General features: G+C 67.6%; 17 protein-coding genes. 14 read left to right on the top strand and 3 right to left on the bottom strand.

Going from position 1 to position 19065, the window contains the following annotated elements; genetic code table 11:
- Positions 1-81: 81 nt before the first annotated feature.
- The 5 genes from J7495_RS16625 (at position 82) to J7495_RS16605 (ending at position 5160) form a co-directional block, all read left to right on the top strand.
- Positions 82-1482, top strand: a complete 1401-nt coding sequence (locus J7495_RS16625; RefSeq protein WP_294057908.1) for a sugar transferase — start codon at positions 82-84, stop codon at positions 1480-1482.
- Positions 1483-1743: 261 nt separating this feature from the next.
- Positions 1744-1980, top strand: a complete 237-nt coding sequence (locus J7495_RS16620; RefSeq protein WP_294057907.1) for an XrtV sorting system accessory protein — start codon at positions 1744-1746, stop codon at positions 1978-1980.
- 192 nt (positions 1981-2172) lie between these two features.
- Positions 2173-3054, top strand: coding sequence for a hypothetical protein (locus J7495_RS16615; RefSeq protein ID WP_294057906.1), 882 nt, complete (start codon positions 2173-2175; stop codon positions 3052-3054).
- Positions 3055-3353: 299 nt separating this feature from the next.
- The gene (locus J7495_RS16610) at positions 3354-3869 is read left to right on the top strand and encodes a retropepsin-like aspartic protease (RefSeq protein WP_294057904.1); all 516 of its coding nucleotides are present in this window, start codon (positions 3354-3356) and stop codon (positions 3867-3869) included.
- A 280-nt stretch (positions 3870-4149) separates the two neighbouring features.
- Complete coding sequence (locus J7495_RS16605) at positions 4150-5160, top strand: NAD-dependent epimerase (RefSeq protein ID WP_294057903.1); 1011 nt, start codon at positions 4150-4152, stop codon at positions 5158-5160.
- Positions 5161-5448: 288 nt separating this feature from the next.
- Here the strand turns inward: J7495_RS16605 and J7495_RS16600 are convergent, their stop codons facing one another.
- Entirely contained in the window at positions 5449-6762 is a 1314-nt protein-coding gene (locus J7495_RS16600) for a UDP-glucose/GDP-mannose dehydrogenase family protein (RefSeq protein WP_294057902.1), read from the bottom strand.
- A gap of 281 nt (positions 6763-7043) precedes the next feature.
- Between J7495_RS16600 and J7495_RS16595 the strand changes: the two genes are divergently transcribed.
- From J7495_RS16595 to J7495_RS16585, 3 genes are all read left to right on the top strand, one after another.
- The gene (locus J7495_RS16595) at positions 7044-8363 is read left to right on the top strand and encodes a dicarboxylate/amino acid:cation symporter (protein WP_294057901.1); all 1320 of its coding nucleotides are present in this window, start codon (positions 7044-7046) and stop codon (positions 8361-8363) included.
- A 120-nt stretch (positions 8364-8483) separates the two neighbouring features.
- The gene (locus tag J7495_RS16590) at positions 8484-9203 is read left to right on the top strand and encodes a response regulator (RefSeq protein ID WP_294057899.1); all 720 of its coding nucleotides are present in this window, start codon (positions 8484-8486) and stop codon (positions 9201-9203) included.
- Positions 9204-9222: 19 nt separating this feature from the next.
- Positions 9223-10584: a HAMP domain-containing sensor histidine kinase gene (locus J7495_RS16585; RefSeq protein ID WP_294057898.1), complete on the top strand. Its 1362-nt coding sequence runs from the start codon at positions 9223-9225 to the stop codon at positions 10582-10584.
- A gap of 140 nt (positions 10585-10724) precedes the next feature.
- On the opposite strand, the gene J7495_RS16580 is transcribed toward J7495_RS16585, so the two are convergent.
- On the bottom strand, positions 10725-11969 hold the full coding sequence (locus tag J7495_RS16580) for an endo-1,4-beta-xylanase (protein WP_294057897.1): 1245 nt from the start codon (positions 11967-11969) through the stop codon (positions 10725-10727).
- Between the two features lie 133 nt (positions 11970-12102).
- Between J7495_RS16580 and J7495_RS16575 the strand changes: the two genes are divergently transcribed.
- The 5 genes from J7495_RS16575 to J7495_RS16555 all read left to right on the top strand — a co-directional run bounded on the left by J7495_RS16575 (position 12103) and on the right by J7495_RS16555 (position 17191).
- Positions 12103-13218, top strand: coding sequence for a Gfo/Idh/MocA family oxidoreductase (locus J7495_RS16575; protein WP_294057896.1), 1116 nt, complete (start codon positions 12103-12105; stop codon positions 13216-13218).
- Entirely contained in the window at positions 13215-14561 is a 1347-nt protein-coding gene (locus J7495_RS16570; protein ID WP_294057895.1) for a gluconate:H+ symporter, read from the top strand. The genes J7495_RS16575 and J7495_RS16570 overlap by 4 nt, the downstream gene beginning before the upstream one ends.
- A gap of 13 nt (positions 14562-14574) precedes the next feature.
- Positions 14575-15594, top strand: a complete 1020-nt coding sequence (locus J7495_RS16565) for an SMP-30/gluconolactonase/LRE family protein (RefSeq protein WP_294057894.1) — start codon at positions 14575-14577, stop codon at positions 15592-15594.
- A 113-nt stretch (positions 15595-15707) separates the two neighbouring features.
- The gene (locus J7495_RS16560) at positions 15708-16463 is read left to right on the top strand and encodes an NUDIX domain-containing protein (RefSeq protein WP_294057893.1); all 756 of its coding nucleotides are present in this window, start codon (positions 15708-15710) and stop codon (positions 16461-16463) included.
- Positions 16460-17191: an extensin family protein gene (locus tag J7495_RS16555; RefSeq protein ID WP_294057892.1), complete on the top strand. Its 732-nt coding sequence runs from the start codon at positions 16460-16462 to the stop codon at positions 17189-17191. Before J7495_RS16560 ends, J7495_RS16555 begins: the two co-directional genes overlap by 4 nt.
- Before the next feature lie 50 nt (positions 17192-17241).
- Here the strand turns inward: J7495_RS16555 and J7495_RS16550 are convergent, their stop codons facing one another.
- Entirely contained in the window at positions 17242-17793 is a 552-nt protein-coding gene (locus tag J7495_RS16550) for a hypothetical protein (protein ID WP_294057891.1), read from the bottom strand.
- Between the two features lie 516 nt (positions 17794-18309).
- Here J7495_RS16550 and J7495_RS16545 point away from each other — a divergent pair.
- The gene (locus J7495_RS16545; protein ID WP_294057890.1) at positions 18310-18843 is read left to right on the top strand and encodes a CHAP domain-containing protein; all 534 of its coding nucleotides are present in this window, start codon (positions 18310-18312) and stop codon (positions 18841-18843) included.
- The last annotated feature ends 222 nt before the right edge of the window (positions 18844-19065 follow it).

Below are 19065 nucleotides of genomic sequence, written 5' to 3'. Positions count from 1 at the left end.
AGCCTGCGAGTCGCGGTTGACTGCCGCTGTCCATGGCCGGGAGGGTCTGGGCATCTTTTAGCGGCGTCCTTGGGGGCAAGGATGAATTCGTTCGGTAAGTTCAACGCGGCGGACGGACTGCCCCAGGCGCTCGAAGCGCGTGGGATCGTTTCCAAGCGCACGCGCCGCTTCCAGCTCTATGCCGCGCTCGTCGTGCTCGACCTGGCGTGCATCTTCCTGGCCTTCTGGATCGCCGGCAATTTCCGCGTCGACGATTCGGTCACCACCGATCCGCTCGGCGTCTCGGCGCTGGTGACCCCGCTCTACCTGTTCATCGCGATGAGCGGCTACGCCTATGATTACGAGGCGCTGGTCGATTACCAGACCGGGATCAAGCAGGCGCTGGTCGCGCTCGTCGTCGCGACCTCGATCGTGCTGTTCGTCGCCTTCTACGCGCATGTCGCGGCCGACATGTCGCGCGCGATCCTGGGCATCGGCACCGCGATCGGCTGCGCACTGCTCGCGGGCATGCGCTATCTCTTCAAGTTCGTCGTGCAGCGCGCGGTGGGCGACAATCCGCGCACCGAGATCATGATCGTCGACGGCGTCGAGCCGCCCGCCTCGTTCAAGGGCGCGCCGATCATCGACGCGACCGAATACGGCATCCGCCCCGACCTGCGCGACCCGGTGATGCTCGATCGCTTCGGCGTGATCGTCCAGGGCGCGGACAATGTCATCGTCGCCTGCCAGCCGGCCGATCGCGCCTTCTGGTCGCTGCTGCTCAAGGGCACCGACGTCAACGGCCATGTGATGGCGCCCGAGTTCGACGAGGTCGGCGCCTATTATCTCGCGCGCTACAACGGCCAGTGCGTGCTGCGCGTCTCGTCCGGGCCGCTCGACGTGCGCAACCGTGCGCTCAAGCGCGCGATGGACCTGGCGGTCACCGTGCCGATGATCATCGCGCTGATGCCGCTGTTCGCGATCGTCGCGATCGCGATCAAGCTCGAGAGCCCCGGCCCTGTGCTGTTCCGCCAGAAGCGGATGGGCGGCGGCAACCGGCTGTTCGATGTGCTCAAGTTCCGCTCGATGCGCAACGAGCTGTGCGACGCCGAGGGCAGCAAGTCGACCCAGCGCGACGACGACCGGATCACCCGCGTCGGCCGCTTCATCCGCAAGACGAGCATCGACGAGCTGCCGCAGCTGTTCAACGTGCTCCACGGCAGCATGAGCCTGGTCGGCCCGCGCCCGCATGCGCTGGGCAGCCTCGCCGGGGTCGAGCGCTTCTGGGAAGTCGATCAGCGCTACTGGCACCGCCACGCGCTCAAGCCCGGCATCACCGGCCTCGCGCAGATTCGCGGCTTCCGCGGCGCGACCAACAATCGCGACGACCTGGTCAAGCGCCTCCAGGCCGACCTCGAATACCTCAACGACTGGAGCCTCGAGCGCGACATCGCGATCCTGTTCGCGACCTTCCGGGTGCTGGTCCACAAGAACGCATTCTGAGCGCGGCTTTCGATGCGCCTCGCGGCGCATGGCGGCACCGGCCCGCTCCCCGCCCGGCCACCCATAGAATATTGGCGTCGGGCGACCGGCTGGACGAGTCGGCCGGTGCCGCCTGGATCGTCCGCCACCCACCCCCACCACCACCGCCGCGCCCGCCATGGGACAACGCTTCGGCGCCCAGCCAGCTTGTGAGCCCCGGAATCTTCCTTTATGCTCCGGTCACTTGGGTGGGGCCGCAACAAAAAGCCAATCTGGAAAACCATGGAAACGATCTACGATTGGCTGAGCGTGGCCGTCTTCGCCGGGCTCATCGTGCTGTTCTTGCAGCGTTCCGCGCAGGAAAAGCCGCGCGACAAGATGATCTACTACGCCCCGCCGACGATCGGCTGCGCGGTCGCCAACTATGTCGGCAACCACGGCTATGCGCTGTTCTTCTACCTGATCATCGCGGCGATCCTGGTCTATGTCTGGTACGTGCTGAAACCACTCGAGCGTTGATGCGTTGATGGCAGGCTCGCGCTGCTGCGGCGCGGGTCCGGTGGGTGCGTCCCGTTACGAAACGGCCGGTTTTGAGCCGCTTGCAACGGCTTCCGCAGACCGTTTGCGTAACGACATTGCCGTTTTCAGCAAATGCCGGTATGTTCCATATCGGATGTGCTTACCGGGGGGCTCTACCATGGCCATTGCTCAATGACGGGTAGAAGCTTCTCCCGTAGCGCTCTGCCCGTCCTGGCAGTCATCGCCGCCGTCGTCTTCACGCTGTGGCTTGCCGTGTCCATCGGATACTTTCTGTGGCACACGATCCGCTATACCGGGATCATGGGCCAGCTCGGCGAGCGCGAGTTCATGCAGATCAGCATCTATTACCCGACGCTGACCTACATGATCCTGGTGCTGCTCTCGCTGCTGCCGCTGCTCCTGCTGATCCTCGCGATCCGGCTGATCTTCTACCGGAAGCGCATCGCGCTCGCCGGCGAGCGAATCGTCGCGTCGAACGCGCGGCTCGCAGCGCTCTTCTCGGCTTTGTCGCTGTTCGGGCTGGTCGGTGCGGTCGTGACGCTGGGGATGATGTTCCAGCACCCGACCGACGGGCCGACGCACACGATCGACGTCGGCAAGAACGCGACTCCGGTCGAGGGGCCGGCGGTGATCACCGGCGTGATCGACTATGCCCGCGCCGCGCGATTGAAGGACGAGATCCTGGTCGCGCACCGCGAGATCTACATCGCGCCGATCGTTGCGCGCGGCGGCCAGGAAGAGACGCTGCGCTATTTCGTCGAAGTGCCTTCACCCGGCACGAACGGCGCGCCGGTCCCGTCGAAGGCGACCGGGGTGCTCGCCGCGCGGGCGCTCCCGCGCGAGATCGCCCAGCTCTACGCCAACAGCGGCAGCAACGTCGCGGTGAACAACTATATGCTGTTCAGCTCGGGTGATTCGCTGCGCTGGCGCTATTGGGCGGTCGCGGCGCAGTTCGCGATCTTCGGGCTGATCAGCCTGTTGTTCGCAGTCTTGCAATTCCGCCACAACCAGAAGCTAAAATCCGAACTGGAGGCGATTCCGGCCGCGGGCTGACTTTACCATGCAACAGAGTTCGCGTTAGCATCCTCCGGGGCATAGGGGGCGCGGGACAATCAGTGGCGTTTGAAGATCGGCGGGCGTCCGGGGGGGCGCTGATCGGGCGAATGGGTACGGCGCTTTCGAGCGTCTTGCTCAAGGTCGTTTTCCAGGCAGCGAGGATCGAGGCGCGGGTACGGCGGCTCCCCGCGCGGCTGCTTTTGCCGGGGACGGTTCACGCTTCATTAGCGATGATTCGGAGATCGTGGGTAACCCGGTCTTTACTTCGCCGGCTTCAAAAAGCCCGCATGCAACCCGTGCTTCACACCTCCGTGGTCACCGCGATCGCCGCCGCCGGCTTCCTGGCGGGCACCTGCGTGAACTCCGCCATGGTCACGGTGCAGCGGCCCAACGCGAACCTCGCGGCGACCAACATCACGCCGATCGAGACCAAATTCGACGAGCCCAAGGGCGCGCACCGCGAGATCGTCCGTTCGTCCGACGGGCTCTTCTATCTCGACGCCAAGGTGAACGGCGAGATCGTGCGCTTCGTGGTCGACACGGGCGCGTCGGTCGTGGTGCTCACCGGCGACGATGCGAATCGGCTCGGCCTCGACGACAAGCTGGGCGCCGAGGATCGCATGCGTACCGCCGGCGGATCGGCGCCGATGCGCTGGTCGAAGCTCGACACGATCGAAGCGGCGGGCCGCCAGCTCTCGCGCATCGACGTCGCGGTGGCGGGGGCCGAGCTCAAGGTCTCGCTGCTCGGCCAGAACGTGCTGTCGCAGCTCGGCACGGTCAGCTTCAAGGGCGACAAGCTCGTCATCAACTGATTCGGGCATTTCTCGCGTCGAGGATGCGAGGAATTTGAGTCGCGCAAAGGCGCGGAGGCGCGGAGAAGTTGAGCGTGCCAACCCGATTCGATTGAAGCCACCCCGTCATCCCGGCGAAAGCCGGGACCCAGGAGTCGCGGGCGATGTCCTTCATAACCCTGGGCCCCGGCTTTCGCCGGAATGACGGTTGATGATCTTTCAAGTCTAGCTGCTGTGCCCTCAAGACTTGTTCCCCCCGCAAGCGCCCTTTATGCCGCGGGCACTTCGCTCAGGGGTGCAGATGCGTTTCCTCATCACCGGCACCGCCGGCTTCATCGGCTACCATCTGGCACGGCGGCTGCTCGACGCGGGCCATGCCGTCACCGGCTTCGACGGCGTCACCGACTATTATGACGTCGAGTTGAAGGAGGCCCGGCTCGCGCGGCTGGCGGAGGCGGGCGACTTTCGCTTCGTGAAGGGCATGCTCGAGGATCAGGCGGCGCTCGATCGCGCGGCCGAGCTGGCCGAACCCGAAGTGATCATCCACCTCGCCGCGCAGGCCGGGGTGCGCTACTCGATCGAAGCGCCGCGCACCTATGTCGACAGCAACCTGCTCGGCTCCTGGACCGTGCTCGAGCTCGCGCGCCAACTCCAGCCGAAGCACCTGCTGCTGGCGTCGACCTCGTCGGTCTATGGCGCCAACGAATCGATTCCCTTCGCCGAGGCCCACCGCGCCGACGAGCCGCTGAGCCTCTACGCCGCGACCAAGAAGGGCATGGAGGCGATGGCGCACAGCTATGCCCATCTCTTCGGCGTGCCGACGACTTCGTTCCGCTTCTTCACCGTCTATGGCCCCTGGGGTCGGCCCGACATGGCGCTGTTCAAGTTCGTCCGTGCGGTGCTCGCGGGCGAGCCGATCGACGTCTACGGGCACGGCGAGATGGCGCGCGACTTCACCTATGTCGCCGACCTGGTCGAGGCCGTGGTGCGGCTGGTCGACGTGGTGCCGGGCGAAGCGAATCGCGTGGCGCTGCCCGGCGTTGCGGATACGCTGTCGGCGGTGGCGCCGTGCCGCGTGGTCAACATCGCCAGGGGCCAGCCGACGCCGCTGATGGAGTTCGTGGCAACGATCGAGGCGGCGCTGGGGCGCAAGGCCGAAGTCAACTTCATGGACATGCAGCCCGGCGACGTGCCGATGACCTTCGCCGATCCGGCGCTGCTGAAGGCACTGACGGGCTATGTGCCGGGCACACCGGTCGAGGACGGCGTGCGCGCGTTCGTGGACTGGTATCGCGGGTTCTACGGGGCCTGATCTTCATCCCGCCGACAACGCCTCCTCGCGGCTTTCGCTGGAAAGGCGTTCAAGGCGGGCGGCGACCGGCTCGGTCGGTGGGTTGCAAAATAGGAATTGAGCCGCGAACCTGGTCGCAGCTCTTTCGCATCGTCGATCCACCCCTGTCGCCATCGAGGGACGCGTGCGGGTCAGCTTATCCCAAACAGGATTTTTTCACATGGTTGGTGTCAACCGTGTAAACTGTATTATCAAAATAATACACAAGGCAACGTCCGGTCCGATGGTCGCGGACCGCTCGATCGTGCCTCAGCGACTCGCCTTGCCGATGCTCACCAGCTTGAGCCCCGCGCGCTCGGCCTCGGCGGGCGGGTAGACGTTTCGCAGGTCGACGAGCAGCGGCGTCTTGAGCGTCTGTGCGATGCGGCCGAGGTCCAGCGCGCGGAACGCGTCCCATTCGGTCACCAGCACCAGCGCGTCGGCGCCCTCGGCGGTCTCGTAGGGGCCCTTGGTGAACTCGACGTCGGTGAGCAGCTTGCTCGCCTGCTCGGCGCCTTCGGGATCATAGGCCTTGATCGTCGCGCCCGCGTCCTGGAGCGCGGCGATCACCGAGAGGCTCGGCGCGTCGCGCATGTCGTCGGTGTTGGGCTTGAAGGTGAGGCCCAGCACGCCGATCGTCTTGCCGCGGACGTCGCCGCCCATCGCCTTGATCACCTTGCGGCCCATCGCGCGCTTGCGGGCGTCGTTCACCTGCACCGTCGCCTCGACGATGCGCAGCGGCGTGTCGTTGTCCGCCGCGGTCTTGAGCAGCGCGAGCGTGTCCTTGGGGAAGCACGAGCCGCCATAGCCCGGGCCGGCGTGGAGGAACTTCGAGCCGATGCGATTGTCGAGCCCGATGCCACGCGACACTTCCTGCACGTCGGCGCCGACCATCTCGCAGAGATCGGCGATCTCGTTGATGAAGGTGATCTTGACCGCCAGGAAGGCGTTGGCCGCGTATTTGATCAGCTCGGAAGTGCGGCGGCCGGTGAACAGGATCGGCGCCGACTGGTTGAGCGACAGCGGCCGATAGACTTCGCGCATCACCTGGCGCGCGCCCTCGTCGTCGGTGCCGACGACGACGCGGTCTGGGCGCTTGAAGTCCTCGATCGCGGCGCCTTCGCGCAGGAACTCGGGGTTGGAGACGACCTTGGCGCCGCTGTTCGGAGCGACTTCGGCGAGGATCCGCTCGACTTCGTCGCCGGTGCCGACGGGCACGGTCGACTTGGTGACGATCACCGAGGGCTTGGTGAGCGCGCGGCCGATCTCCTCGGCGGCGGCGAAGACATAGGAGAGGTCGGCGTGGCCGTCGCCGCGGCGCGAGGGGGTGCCCACCGCGATGAACACCGCGTCGGCGTCCTTGACGCCTTCGGCAAGGTCGGTGGTGAAGGAGAGCCGCCCGGCGCGGACGTTGCTGCTCACCAGCTCGGCGAGGCCGGGCTCGTAGATCGGCATGACGTTCTGGTGGAGCAGCTCGATCTTGCGCGCGTCCTTGTCGACGCAGACGACTTCATGGCCGAAGTCCGAGAAACAGGCACCGGAGACCAGCCCGACATAGCCCGTTCCGATCATCGTAATGCGCACGCTGCACCCCCGGGGACAGTGAATTCGCCTCGGCTTTAGCGCGCCTTGGAGCGAGCGCAAGCGCGGCGGGCGATTCTTTGCTGTGGTGCAGCATGAATCGGTGCCGCGGCGGGACGAGCGATGCTGCGGGGTGGCGTGGCTGTTCCAGGCGGCTTAGGCTTGTCCCCCGTCGTCATCCCGGCGAAAGCCGGGACCCAGGGCCGCGAGCGACGTCCTCTGCAACCCTGGGTCCCGGCTTTCGCCGGGATGACGGTTGGGTGTGGGGCGAGGGAGGGGAATCGATGACGCTACCGACGGCAACCACCGCGAAGCCGAAGCCCTGGTACGCCCATCTCTATTTCTGGGTCCTCCTCGGAATCGCCGCGGGCGTGACGGTCGGCACGGTCTGGCCCGCGACCGGCGCGTCCTTGAAGCCGATCGGCGACGCCTTCATCTCGCTGGTCAAGATGGTGATCGCCCCGGTGATCTTCCTCACCATCGTCACCGGCATCGGGGGCATGCGCCACATCGGGGCGGTCGGTCGCGTCGCGGCCAAGGCGTTCGGCTATTTCCTCGCGGTCTCCACGCTGGCGCTGGTGATCGGCCTCGTCGTCGCCAACGGGCTGCATCCGGGCAGCGGCATGCATGTCGACCCGAAGACGCTCGATCCCGCGGCGACCGCCGAATATGTCGAGAAGGCGCGCCACCTCTGGGACTTCGTCAGGGAGATCATCCCCGAGACCTTCGTCTCGGCGCTGACGTCGGGCCAGGTGCTTCAGGTGCTGCTCGTCGCAATCCTGTTCGGCATCGCGCTCGCGCTGGTCGGCGAACCCGCCGAGCCGGTGCTCGACCTGCTCGAGCGGGTCGCGCAGATCATGTTCCGCGTCGTCGGCATCGTGATGTGGGCCGCCCCGCTCGGCGCATTCGGCGCGATGGCCTTCACCATCGGCAAATATGGCGTCGCCACCTTGTGGAGCCTCGGCGCGCTGGTCGGGCTGTTCTACGCGACCTCGCTGTTCTTCGTGCTCGTCGTGCTCGGCGCGATCGCCTGGACCTGCGGCTTCTCGATCCTCAGGCTGCTCGCGTACCTCCGTGCCGAGCTTCTGCTCGTGCTCGGTACCTCCTCGTCCGAATCGGCGCTGCCCGCGCTGATCGAGAAGATGGAGCGCGCCGGCTGCAGCCGCCAGGTGGTGGGGCTGGTGGTGCCGACGGGCTATTCGTTCAACCTCGACGGCACCAACATCTACATGACGCTCGCCTCGCTGTTCATCGCCCAGGCGCTCGGCATCCACCTCAGCCTGTTCGAGCAACTCGAGCTGCTGGGCGTCGCGATGCTGAGCTCGAAGGGCGCGGCGGGGGTGACCGGCGCGGGATTCATCACGCTCGCCGCGACGCTGGGCGCGGTGCCGTCGCTGCCGGTCGCGGGGATGGCGCTGATCCTCGGCGTCGACCGATTCATGAGCGAATGCCGCAGCTTGACCAATTTCGTCGGCAATGCAGTGGCGACGATCGTGGTGGCGAAGTGGGAAGGCGCGCTCGACCAGGAGGCGCTGCGGCGGGCGCTCGCCGGCGGCTCCGGTCCCGGCGTGGCGCAGCCCGGGACCGAGTCGGATCCGGACTGAGTCGCAATCCGCGCAGGAACGGCCTAAATAGTCGTCATGTCAGCGTCCCCTTATCGCAATAGCGGCGCGCAGAATGAGGCCGGAAAAACCCCGGCCACATTCGCGCGCGATCTCGACTGGATGACCAGCGAACCCGCCGCCGAGCCCTCCGCCACGTTGCTCGTCGTCGACGACGACCGCGACATCCGCCAGCTTCTCGCCAGCAGCCTTGGTGCGCGCGGCTATCGAGTCGAGACCGCCGCCAGCGTGCGCGAGATGGACCAGATCCTGGCGCGCACCGGCGTGGACCTCATCATCCTCGACGTGATGATGCCCGGCGAGGACGGCATCTCCGCCTGCCGCCGGATCGCGCGCGCCGACGGGCCCGAGATCGTCTTCCTCAGCGCGCTCGGCGACGAGCATGACCGGATCCTGGGGCTCGAGGTCGGCGCCGACCATTATCTTCCCAAACCGTGCAGCCCGCGCGAGATCCTCGCGACGGTGCGCGCGGCGCTGCGCCGGCGCAACGCGGGCGGACCCTCCGAGGGGACGCAATATAGTTTCGAGGGCTGGAAGATCGACCTTGGCAGCCACGAGCTGTTCGATCCCGAGGGCGTGCTGGTTGGCCTCACCGACGGTGAGTTCGCGGTGCTGCGCGTGTTCATCGAGCGGCCGCGCCGCGTGCTGACGCGCGAATCACTGCTCGCCGCGGCGCGCGGGCCCGATTCGGACGCCTATGACCGCGCGATCGACGTGCAGGTGAGTCGCCTGCGCCGCAAGCTCCGCTCGGGCGGCGACGAGATCATCCGCACCGTCCGCAACGAAGGCTATCTCTTCGTGCCGCGCGTGGCGCGCGCGTGATCCGGGCCGCGCGCACCGCATGAACAATGCGCGCGCGAAGCTGCCGTGGGGCACCGGCGACGCCGCGTCGCCGCTTTTCCTGCGCATCTTCCTGCTGATGCTCGTCTGCGTCGCGGTGGTTCAGCTGCTGAACTTCGCGCTGCTCGTCGCGGTCCAGCCGCCGACGCCGCGCGCCTATACGATGGGCGAGATCGCGCGCGTGCTCAAGGAAGGCCGCGATCCCAGCGGCCAGCTCGTCTTCACCGAGCACCAGCAGATCGACCGCTCGATCCTCGCGCCGCGCGCCGAACGTGCCCGCCCGGCCCTGGCGATGGCGCTTGAGGTGCCGCCGGATCAATCGGACTTCGGCTTCGAGCGCCCGCCCTTCCCGCAGCGCGCGCCGACCTATGAGCGCAACGCGCTGCCGCGCGCGCAGCCACCTCGCGACATCGCCGCGGCGCGCGCCTTCATCGTGCTCGATGCCTTCGTCGCTTCGTACAAGCGGCCTGACGGCAGCTGGGTGACGATCCGCCCCGCCTCGCGCGAGTTCGAGCTGTGGCGCTGGTTCGGGCTGCTCTGGCTGTTGTTCACCGCGCTCGCGGTCGTGCCGTTCGCCTGGGCGCTGGCGCACCGGCTCGCCAAGCCGATCCGCGCCTTCGCCGCCGCCGCCGAGCGGCTGGGCCGCGATCCGCGCGCATCGCCGATGGCGCTCTCCGGCCCCGCCGAGATCGCCGACGCCGCTGCGTCGTTCAACAAGATGCAGGCGCGGCTCAACCGCTATGTCGACGATCGCACGACGATGATCGGCGCGCTCGCGCACGACCTGCGCACCCCGCTGATGCGACTCGAGCTGCGGCTCGAGCGCGCGCCGGTCGCGCTGCGCCAGTCGTGCGAGAGCGACATCCGCGACATGGAGGCGATGGTCGCCGCGACGCTTGCCTATGTCCGCGACATGAGCCTGCCGGTCGGCCGCCGTCCGCTCGATCTGCGTTCCTTGACCGAGAGCGTGACCGACGACCTCGCCGACCGCGGCGCGGCGGTGTCGCTCGAGCCCGGCGATCCGATGGTGATCGACGGCCATTCGGCGGCGCTCAAGACGATGCTCTCGAACCTGATCTCCAACGCCGTCAAATATGCCGGCGGCGCGCAGGTGCGGCTGGGCCGCGAGCCGGGCGAAGTGCGGATCGAAGTGCGCGACGAAGGGCCCGGCATCCCCGCCGAGGACCTCGATCGCGTGTTCGAGCCACTGTTCCGCGGCGAGCGCTCGCGCAACCGCGACACCGGCGGCATGGGACTCGGCCTCGCCAGCGCGCGGGCGGTGGCGCGCGCACATGGCGGCGAGATCATCTTGCAGAACCGGCCCGAAGGCGGGCTCCAGGCGCTGGTGACGCTGCCGGTCTAGCGGGCTTCGGGCGGCCTTGGACGGATCGACATTTGGCCTTGTCGATCCTCCCCTGGCGGGTTGTCACGGATCCGAATGGACAAATGCAGACCCGCCCCAGCGCGGCGGCGAGCAGCGCCGCGATCGGCCGCACAAGCCTCTCACGGGCGCGCCGTGGTGGCGCGGAAGGCGGCGTCGATGGCGTTCTGCATGGGTTTTGCCTTGAAGCTCGGATCATAGGGGCAGGGGCGGAGCGGCTGGCCGTCGCTGCGCGGGGAGAAGGTCTGGAGCCAACTGTATTTGTCGCACATCCCCCAGACGAGCACGTCGCTCAACTGGGGATAGCCGAACATCAGGTCGAGATAGCCGCGGACATAGTCGGCGACGCCCTGGTCGCGCTGGGCGATGTTCGCGGGCAAGCCCGAATCGTTCACGTCGAGCTCGGTGATCAGGATCTTGTAGCCGAGCGCGACCACGGCATCGACGAAGGCCTTCCATCCGGGCGTCTGGTTGGCGACCAGCGTCGCCACCGGCGTCGAGGAATAGATGCCGAGGTGGCTCTGGATGCCGAGCGCATCGACCGGCACGCCGCGCGTCTTGAAGCCCTGGAGCAGCGCGAGCACGCCGTTCCGATGCGTGTCGCCGCCCTCGAAGCCCATGTAGTCATTGTACACCAGCTGCGCGGTCGGATGCTCGGCGCGCGCGGTGTGGAACATCAGGTCGAGCACGGCCTCGGGGCTGCCCATCGCGCGGCTGACCGCCGTTTCGTAGAGCGCGCCGGTGCTCGGGTCGACCGCTTCGTTGACCACGTCGTAGCTCATGATCCGCGTGCCGTAGCGCCGCACCACCGCCTGGACATGCTCGGTGAGGATGCGCGTCGCCTCGGCCTGGCGCGCGGCAGGGGTCGCGCCAAAGTCGTAGCTGACCAGCCAGGATGGCAGCCAGCGGTCCTGGTGCCAGAGGAGATTGTGCCCACGCATTGCCATGCCCTTCGCTTCGGCATAGCCGATCAATGCGTCGAACCTGCTGAAGTCGGGCGCCGAATTGGTCGGCTGGATCGACTGCCATTTGAGCTCGTTCTCGGCGACGAGCACCGCGCAGTCATGGTCGAGCAGCGCCTGGTAATTGGGGTTGGCGTAAGAGGCCGCGTCGGCGCCCGAGCCCGACCAGGCGACTGCCGAGCCGAAGCGCATGCGCTTGGCGGCCGCGCTCGCCTTGATGTCGGCGGCGGTGGTCGTGGGCGTCGGAGTCGGCGTGGGGGTCGGCGTAGGCGTAGGCGTGGGTGTGGGCGTGACGATCGTCCCGCCCCCGCCGCCGCCCGATCCGCCGCCGCTGCACGCCGTCGCCGTGAGCGCGAGCAGCGTCGCGAGTGTCTGCCGGCGTGTTTTGGGGTCACCGTATATCATGGACTTGCCTCTCCTCCGCGCTATCCTTTGGTCGCGGTTTGCCGCGACGGCTTTTGCTGGTAGCGCTAACAGTTGCCCTCGGGGGAGGCGGCGAGTCAATCGCCGACGCTCGGGGCAGGCGAGGAGGGGTGCAATGGGTTGGGACGACCATAGCCGCCGCGGCGTGCTGCGCGGATTGGGTGCAGGGATGGTGGCGAGCGCGATCCCCTCTGCGGCGTTCGCGCGGCCCGATCCGGGCAGGAAGTTCGGCTATGCGGTCGTGGGGCTCGGCAATTATGCCGTGAACCAGATCATGCCGCGCCTCGCGCTCTGCGAGCATTCGCGGCTGGTGGCCCTGGTCAGCGGCACCCCCGCCAAGCTCGAGAAATACGGCGCGCAGTACAACATCCCGACGACGCATCGGTACAGCTACGCCAATTACGATGCGATCCGCGACAATCCGGACATCGACGCAGTCTACGTCATCCTGCCGAACAGCATGCACGCCGAATATTCGGTCCGCGCGTCGAAGGCCGGCAAGCATGTGATGTGCGAGAAGCCGATGGCGAACACGCCGGAGGAGTGTCGCCAGATGATCGCGGCGGCCAAGGCAGCGGGCAAGAAGCTGATGATCGGCTATCGCTGCCACTTCGAGGCGCACAACCTGCACTGCGTCGAAGCGATCAAGGCGGGGAGCTTCGGCAAGATCCGGCTGATCACCGCCGAGCACGGCTTCGACGCGGCGCCGGGCCAGTGGCGGCTGGACCGGCCGCTGTCGGGCGGCGGCTCGCTGATGGACATCGGCATCTACAGCCTCAATGCCGCGCGCTACCTCGCCGGTGAGGAGCCGATCCGCGTGAGCGCGACCGAATCGACCGACCGCAGCGACCCGCGCTTCAAGAATGTCGAGGACCGGATCGACTTCCAGCTGCTCTTTCCCTCGGGCGCGATCGCAAACTGCGTCTCCAGCTACAGCTCGGGCCACAACGCCTTCCGCGCGACGGGCAACAAGGGCTGGATCGGGATGGAGCCCGCGACGCCCTACCAGGGCCACCGCATCTTCCAGCGGCTCGCCGGCAAGACCGAGGAAGTGCCGCTCGAGGTCGAGCCCAACCACCAATGGGTGCGCCAGATGGACCACCTCGCCGAATGCGCCTGGAGCGGCGCCGAGCCGCGCGCCGGCGGCGACGAGGGGCTGCGCGACATGCTGCTGATCGAAGCGATCTACCGTTCCGCCCGTGAGGGCCGCGCGATCGAGGTGGGCGGATGATCCCGGAACCCTGGCATACGCTGCTGATCGTCGCGGTCAGCATCGCCGCCGTCATCGTCATGGTGCTGCGCTTCAAGCTGCAGCCCTTCCTCGCGCTGCTGATCGTCGCGCTAGGCACCGGACTCGCCTTCGGCGGTGAGCCTGCGAGCGTGATCGCGGCGATCAAGAAGGGCACCGGCGAAGCGCTCGGCTTCGTCGCGGTGGTGATCGGGCTCGGCGCGCTGCTCGGCGGAATGCTCGAGGCGTCGGGCGGCGTGACCGCGATCGCGCATCGGCTGCTTGGCGTTTTCGGCGAGAAGCGCGCGCCCTGGGCGCTGCTCGCGATCGGCATCGTCGTCGGCATCCCGTTGTTCTTCGACGTCGCACTGATCATCCTCGCGCCGCTGGTCGCGACGCTCGCGGTCGATGCCGGGCGGCGCGTGACCTGGTTCGCGATTCCCTTGCTCGCTGGCCTGATGACGATGCACGCGCTGCTGCCGCCGCATCCGGGGCCGGTCGCCGCCGCCGAGCTGCTCCACACCGACTATGGGCTGATGGCGATCTATGGCCTGATCTGCGGCATCCCCGCCGCGATCGTCGCAGGGCCGATCTACGCGCGGATCGCGCACTCGGCACCCGGCTGGGGCGACATGACCCCGCCGCCGATGCTCGATGAGGGCGCGCCGCAGACGAAACCGGTCGGCTTCTGGTTCGCGCTCGTCGCGATGCTGGTGCCGCTCGCGCTCATCATCCTCGGCACCGTCGCGGGGCAGGCGATGGCCAAGGGGCCGGTTCGCTCGACGCTCGAGTTCGTCGGCCATCCCTTCGTCGCGCTGGTGATCGCCTGCCTGCTCGTGCTGCTCTGGCTGCGCACCACCAAGGGCGCGCCCTGGGCGACGCTCTCGAGCATCATGACCCGCGCGCTCGAGCCCGCCGGTGTGATGGTCCTCATCATCGGCGCGGGCGCCGCCTACAAGGAAGTGCTGATCGAAAGCGGCGCGGGCGTGCAGATCAAGGAGCTGATGGCGCAGACCAACATCTCGCTCTTGCTCTTCGCCTTCCTGCTCTCGGCGTTCGTGCGCGTGGCGCAGGGTTCGGCGACCGTGTCGATGGTCACCGGCGCGGGGCTCGCGGCGCCGCTGGTCGCGGGCGCGGGGCTGTCGGCGGGGCAAGTCGCGCTGGTGACGGTCGCGCTCGGCGCGGGCGCCTCGGTCGCGAGCCATGTCAACGACACCGGCTTTTGGCTGGTGAAGCAATATCTCGGGCTGAGCGAAGCGCAGACGTTGAGGAGCTGGACGATCTGCGCCACGCTGGCCGGGCTGGTGATGCTCGGCATGGCGTCGCTCTTGTGGAATTTCGTGTGAGGGGAAAAGGGACATGAACCGGTTTGAGCTTTCGCGCCGCGCCTGCCTGGGCGCCATGGCGGCCTTGCCCCTCGTCCCGGGCCTCGCGCGCGCCGCGACCGTGGGGCGCATCACCCGGCTCGATCCCGCGCTCGATGCGATCCTCGACAGCGCCGCGCCGATCGAAGTGCTCGCCACCGGCATCCAATGGGCCGAGGGGCCGGTGTGGGTGAAGGCGGGCGGCTACCTGCTCTTCTCCGATCCCCCCGCCAACACGATGTACAAGTGGAGCGCCAAGGGCGGGAAGACGATCTTCATGAAGCCCTCCGGCCTCGCCGGGCCGATCCCCGACGGGGTGCGCGAGGCGGGGTCGAACGGCATGGCGATGGACGCCAAGGGCCGGCTGATCATGGCCGACAGCGGCACCCGCGCGATCGCCGCGGTGGATCTCAAGACGAAGAAGAAGACGATCCTCGCCGACAAATATGACGGCAAGCGCTTCAACAGCTGCAACGACGTCGCGCTCCACGGCAACGGCACGATCTACTTCACCGATCCGCCCTATGGCCTCACCGAGGGCGACAAGTCGCCGCTCAAGGAGCAGCCATGGAACGGCGTCTACCGGCTCGATCCGCAGGGCGAGGTCCAGCTGATCGACAAGGATCTCACCCGCCCCAACGGCGTCGGCGTCTCGCCCGACCAGCAGACGCTCTACGTGACGGTTTCCGATCCCAAGAAGCCGGTGCTGCTCGCCTATCCGCTCGATATCGAAGGCGGGGTGAGCGACACGCCCAAGGTGCTCGGGGATTTCTCGGCCGAAGTCGCGCAGAAGTTGCCGGGCCTGCCCGACGGGATGGAAGTCTCGCGCACCGGCCACATCTTCACCAGCGGCCCGGGCGGCATCTACATCCTCGCGGCCGACGGCAAGCGGCTCGGGCTGATCTCGACCGGCAAGGCCGCAGCGAACTGCAACTTCGGCGATGACGGGAAGAGCCTGTTCATCACCTCGAGCGACATGCTGTGCCGGGTGCGGCTGAAGGTTTCGGGGTGGTGACCCCTTGGCGGCGTCATCCCGGCGAAAGCCGGGACCCAGGGTAGGAGGGGATATCGCTCGTGGCCCTGGGTCCCGGCTTTCGCCGGGATGACGGTTGGTTCTAAATGGATTCCATGTCCGACTCCGACCAGCCGATTCCCGCCGCCACCTTGGTGGTGATGCGCGAAACCACCACGGGCGCGCCTGAGCTGCTGATGGCGGAGCGCGCCGCGGCGATGCGCTTCGCCGGCGGCGCGCTGGTGTTCCCAGGCGGGCGGATCGACCTCGGCGACCATGCGCTTGCCGCACACCTCCCCGGCGACGCCGAAGACAATGCCGCACGCATCGCCGCGGTACGCGAGACGCTCGAGGAAGCCGGCCTCGCGATCGGCTGCGACTGCGACGCCGCCGCGATCCCCGAGGGGCGCGCGATGCTCCACGACGGCGTGCCGTTCGGCGAAGTCTTGGCGCGGATCGGCGGCCGGCTGCGGCTCGACGCGCTGGTGCCCTATGCGCGCTGGCTGCCCCCGAGCGGTTCGCTCCATCGCATCTTCGACACGCGCTTCTACCTCGCCGCCGCGCCCACGAACCTGCCCGAGCCAAGCGCCGACGGCAGCGAGAACACCCGCATCTTCTGGGCCAGCGCCCAGGCCGTGCTCGACGATGCCGACGCCGGCCGCGCGACGATCATCTACCCCACGCGCCGCAACCTCGAGCGGCTCGTGCGCTATGCGAGCTTCGACGAAGCGCGCGCCGACGCCGCAGCGCATGAGGTACGCACCATCTCGCCCTGGATCGAGCCGCGCGACGGCGTCGACCATCTTTGCATCCCCGAGGGGCTGGGCTATCCGGTGACTGCCGAACGGCTCGATCGCGCCGTGCGGGCATGAGGCTCGCGCGCCGCCTGATCCTGGCGGCGTTCGGGCTTCTGCTGCTCGCAGCCGCGGCGCTCCTGGCGCTCGCCGAACTCAGCGATCGGCCGCAGGACCTGCCGTGGACCGACCTCGACCTCCGCCAGCCGCCGGGCTGGTTCACGCGCTCGAAGCTCGTCGCGCTCCAGCACGACTATCCCCGATGCCAGCACCTGCTGCGCGTCATCGACGCCGGCTTCGCGCCTGTCGCGGCGATCCGGCCGGCCGAGCATTGCGGCTATGCGGACGGCGGGCGGCTGGCGCTCGGCGGCACGTCCCGCGCGGGCTTCGCGCCCAACGCGCCGATCCTCGCCTGCCCGCTCGCCGCGGCAGTCGCGGTCTGGGAGCGCGACGTGGTCCAGCGCGCCGCGCTCGCGCATCTCGGCCGGCGCGTCGCGCGGATCGAGCATCTCGGCAGCTATAATTGCCGCCGGCTCTACGGCCAGAAGACGGGCATGTGGAGCGAGCACGCCAGCGCCAATGCGCTCGACGTCGCGGCGTTCCGCCTCGCCGACGGGACGCGGATCAGCCTGCTCGACGACTGGAAGGGGGAGGGCGGCAAGGCCGAGTTCCTGCGCGAAGTGCGCGACGGCGGCTGCCGGATCTTCGCGACGACCTTGTCGCCGGACTATAATGCGGCGCACCGCAACCACCTTCACCTCGACATGGGCGAATGGGGCCGCTTCGGCTTCCGCTTCTGCAAGTGAGAGGGGAGGCCCCTCCCCGGCGCGTGGGGGAAGGGGCGCTATTCAGGAATTCAGTTCGGCAGCGACTGGTTGTCGATCTTCTCGACCCACTGCGGATAGAAGGCCGGCTGGCGGTTCGACCAGCCCGAGGCCGTGGCCGCTGCTTCGCTGATCGACTGGAGCAGCTTGCGGCGCAGGTCCGGATGGAGATGCGGCAGCGCTGCGGCCGAGCAGAAGGCTGCGGGCAGCCAGGGGCGGACTTCCGCGCCGACGAGCCGCTCGTAGAGGAAGCGATAAGCCGAGAAGCTGGTCAGCCGGCCCTGGCCGAGGTCGAAGGCGGTGATCGTGATCAGCGGCGCCAGGAAGGGCTCGACTGCGTCGAGGCCGCTGTCGTCGGGGATCAGCGCGCGAATTTCGGGGAGGCGCTCGTAGATGCGAGCCTGCGCCCGGATGCTGGCGGCCTCGACCACGTCGCGCGACCAGCGGGCCAGCGCGTCGTCGCGCTCCAGGCCGATGTCGAGCGACCGGCGGACGTACCGCTGCGTTGCAGCAGAAAAGCCCGCGAACTCCTTCATTTCTGCCAGCGTCATGGCACCTTCGGCTGGCTTCATTCTCGCGCCCATATCAACTCACTCCCGCCCGATCGAAAACCTCCACCTACGATCATGCGCCGATATGGTTAACACGGCGCTTAACCGGTGATTTCGCCCACGTTCATTATAGGACCAAATCCGATTCTGCGGCGCAACATGGTTGCGATGAACCGAGTCCCACCTGGGGAAATCCTGTGATGGTGATGCAGCCGGGCCACAAAAATGTCATTTCAGGAGTGATCCGTTCGGTGTTCGTCCGATAGGGTTGATTGCGGATGATTCGCGCAGTGCAGCATTAACCTTTCGGGAAGAACCGGCGCCGAGCCGTGCGGCGAAGCACCCGACTCAACGGTTCGTCGGCCTTGCGGCACGACTCGTCAAAAGGTTCCGGAAATCACCGCCCCGAGGCAACGGTTCGTCCCATAAGGGTGTACATCGAGGGTGCGGGTCTGCTTATCAGGCTTCACCGAATAGTTCCGGCGGGGGTTTTTAGTGCATCTTCGTGCTCTTGCAGCGCGTTTCGCGCTGGTGGTGGCTTGTTGCCTGATGGCGGCCACTCCGGCGCAGGCGAAGTTCTGGCAATGCGCCGTGTTTGCGCGCCAGGCCTCGGGCGTCGAGATCTACGGCAATGCCTGGACCTGGTGGTCGCAGGCCGAGGGCCGCTACGAGCGCGGCGAGACCCCGGTGGTCGGCTCGGTCATGTCGTTCCAGCGCACCGGCAAGATGCCGCTCGGCCATGTCGCGATGGTCTCGGCGGTGCTGAGCGAGCGCGAAGTGCTGCTCACCCACGCCAACTGGTCGCGTCCCGGCGGGATCGAGCATGACGTGCGTGCGATCGACGTTTCGCCGGATGGCGACTGGAGCCAGGTCAAGGTCTGGTTCGCGCCGGTCGGCGGGCTCGGCAGCTCGGTGTATCCGGTCAACGGCTTCATCTATCCGCAGGCCCCGAACGCGCTCGAGCTGCTCGCCAGCGGCTCTGCCAGGCAGGTCGCGGTGGTCGCGCCCAAGCTCGGTAACCTCCACCGCCCGGTGCTCGAGATCGACACCGCTTCGCTGCTGACGGCGGACGCGGGGGAATAAGCTCTCCCGTCACCATTACCTATCGATCGTCGTGTTCGACTTGGTCGTGTGATCAAGTGCAGAAGTGGCTCTTCTCCCAACCGTCATCCCGGCGAAAGCCGGGACCCAGGGTTACAGAGGACATCGCTCGCGGCCCTGGGTTCCGGCTTTCGCCGGGATGACGGTTGAAGGCTGCTCATGCTCGTCTTGTACTCGACGACACGCCCCAGTTCAGGGGCAGCG

The organism is Sphingomonas sp. (assembly GCF_017745215.1).
Taxonomy (GTDB): Bacteria; Pseudomonadota; Alphaproteobacteria; order Sphingomonadales; family Sphingomonadaceae; genus Sphingomonas.
The sequence above is the reverse complement of the archived record's forward strand: the minus strand, read 5'-3'. Positions and strand labels throughout refer to the sequence as shown.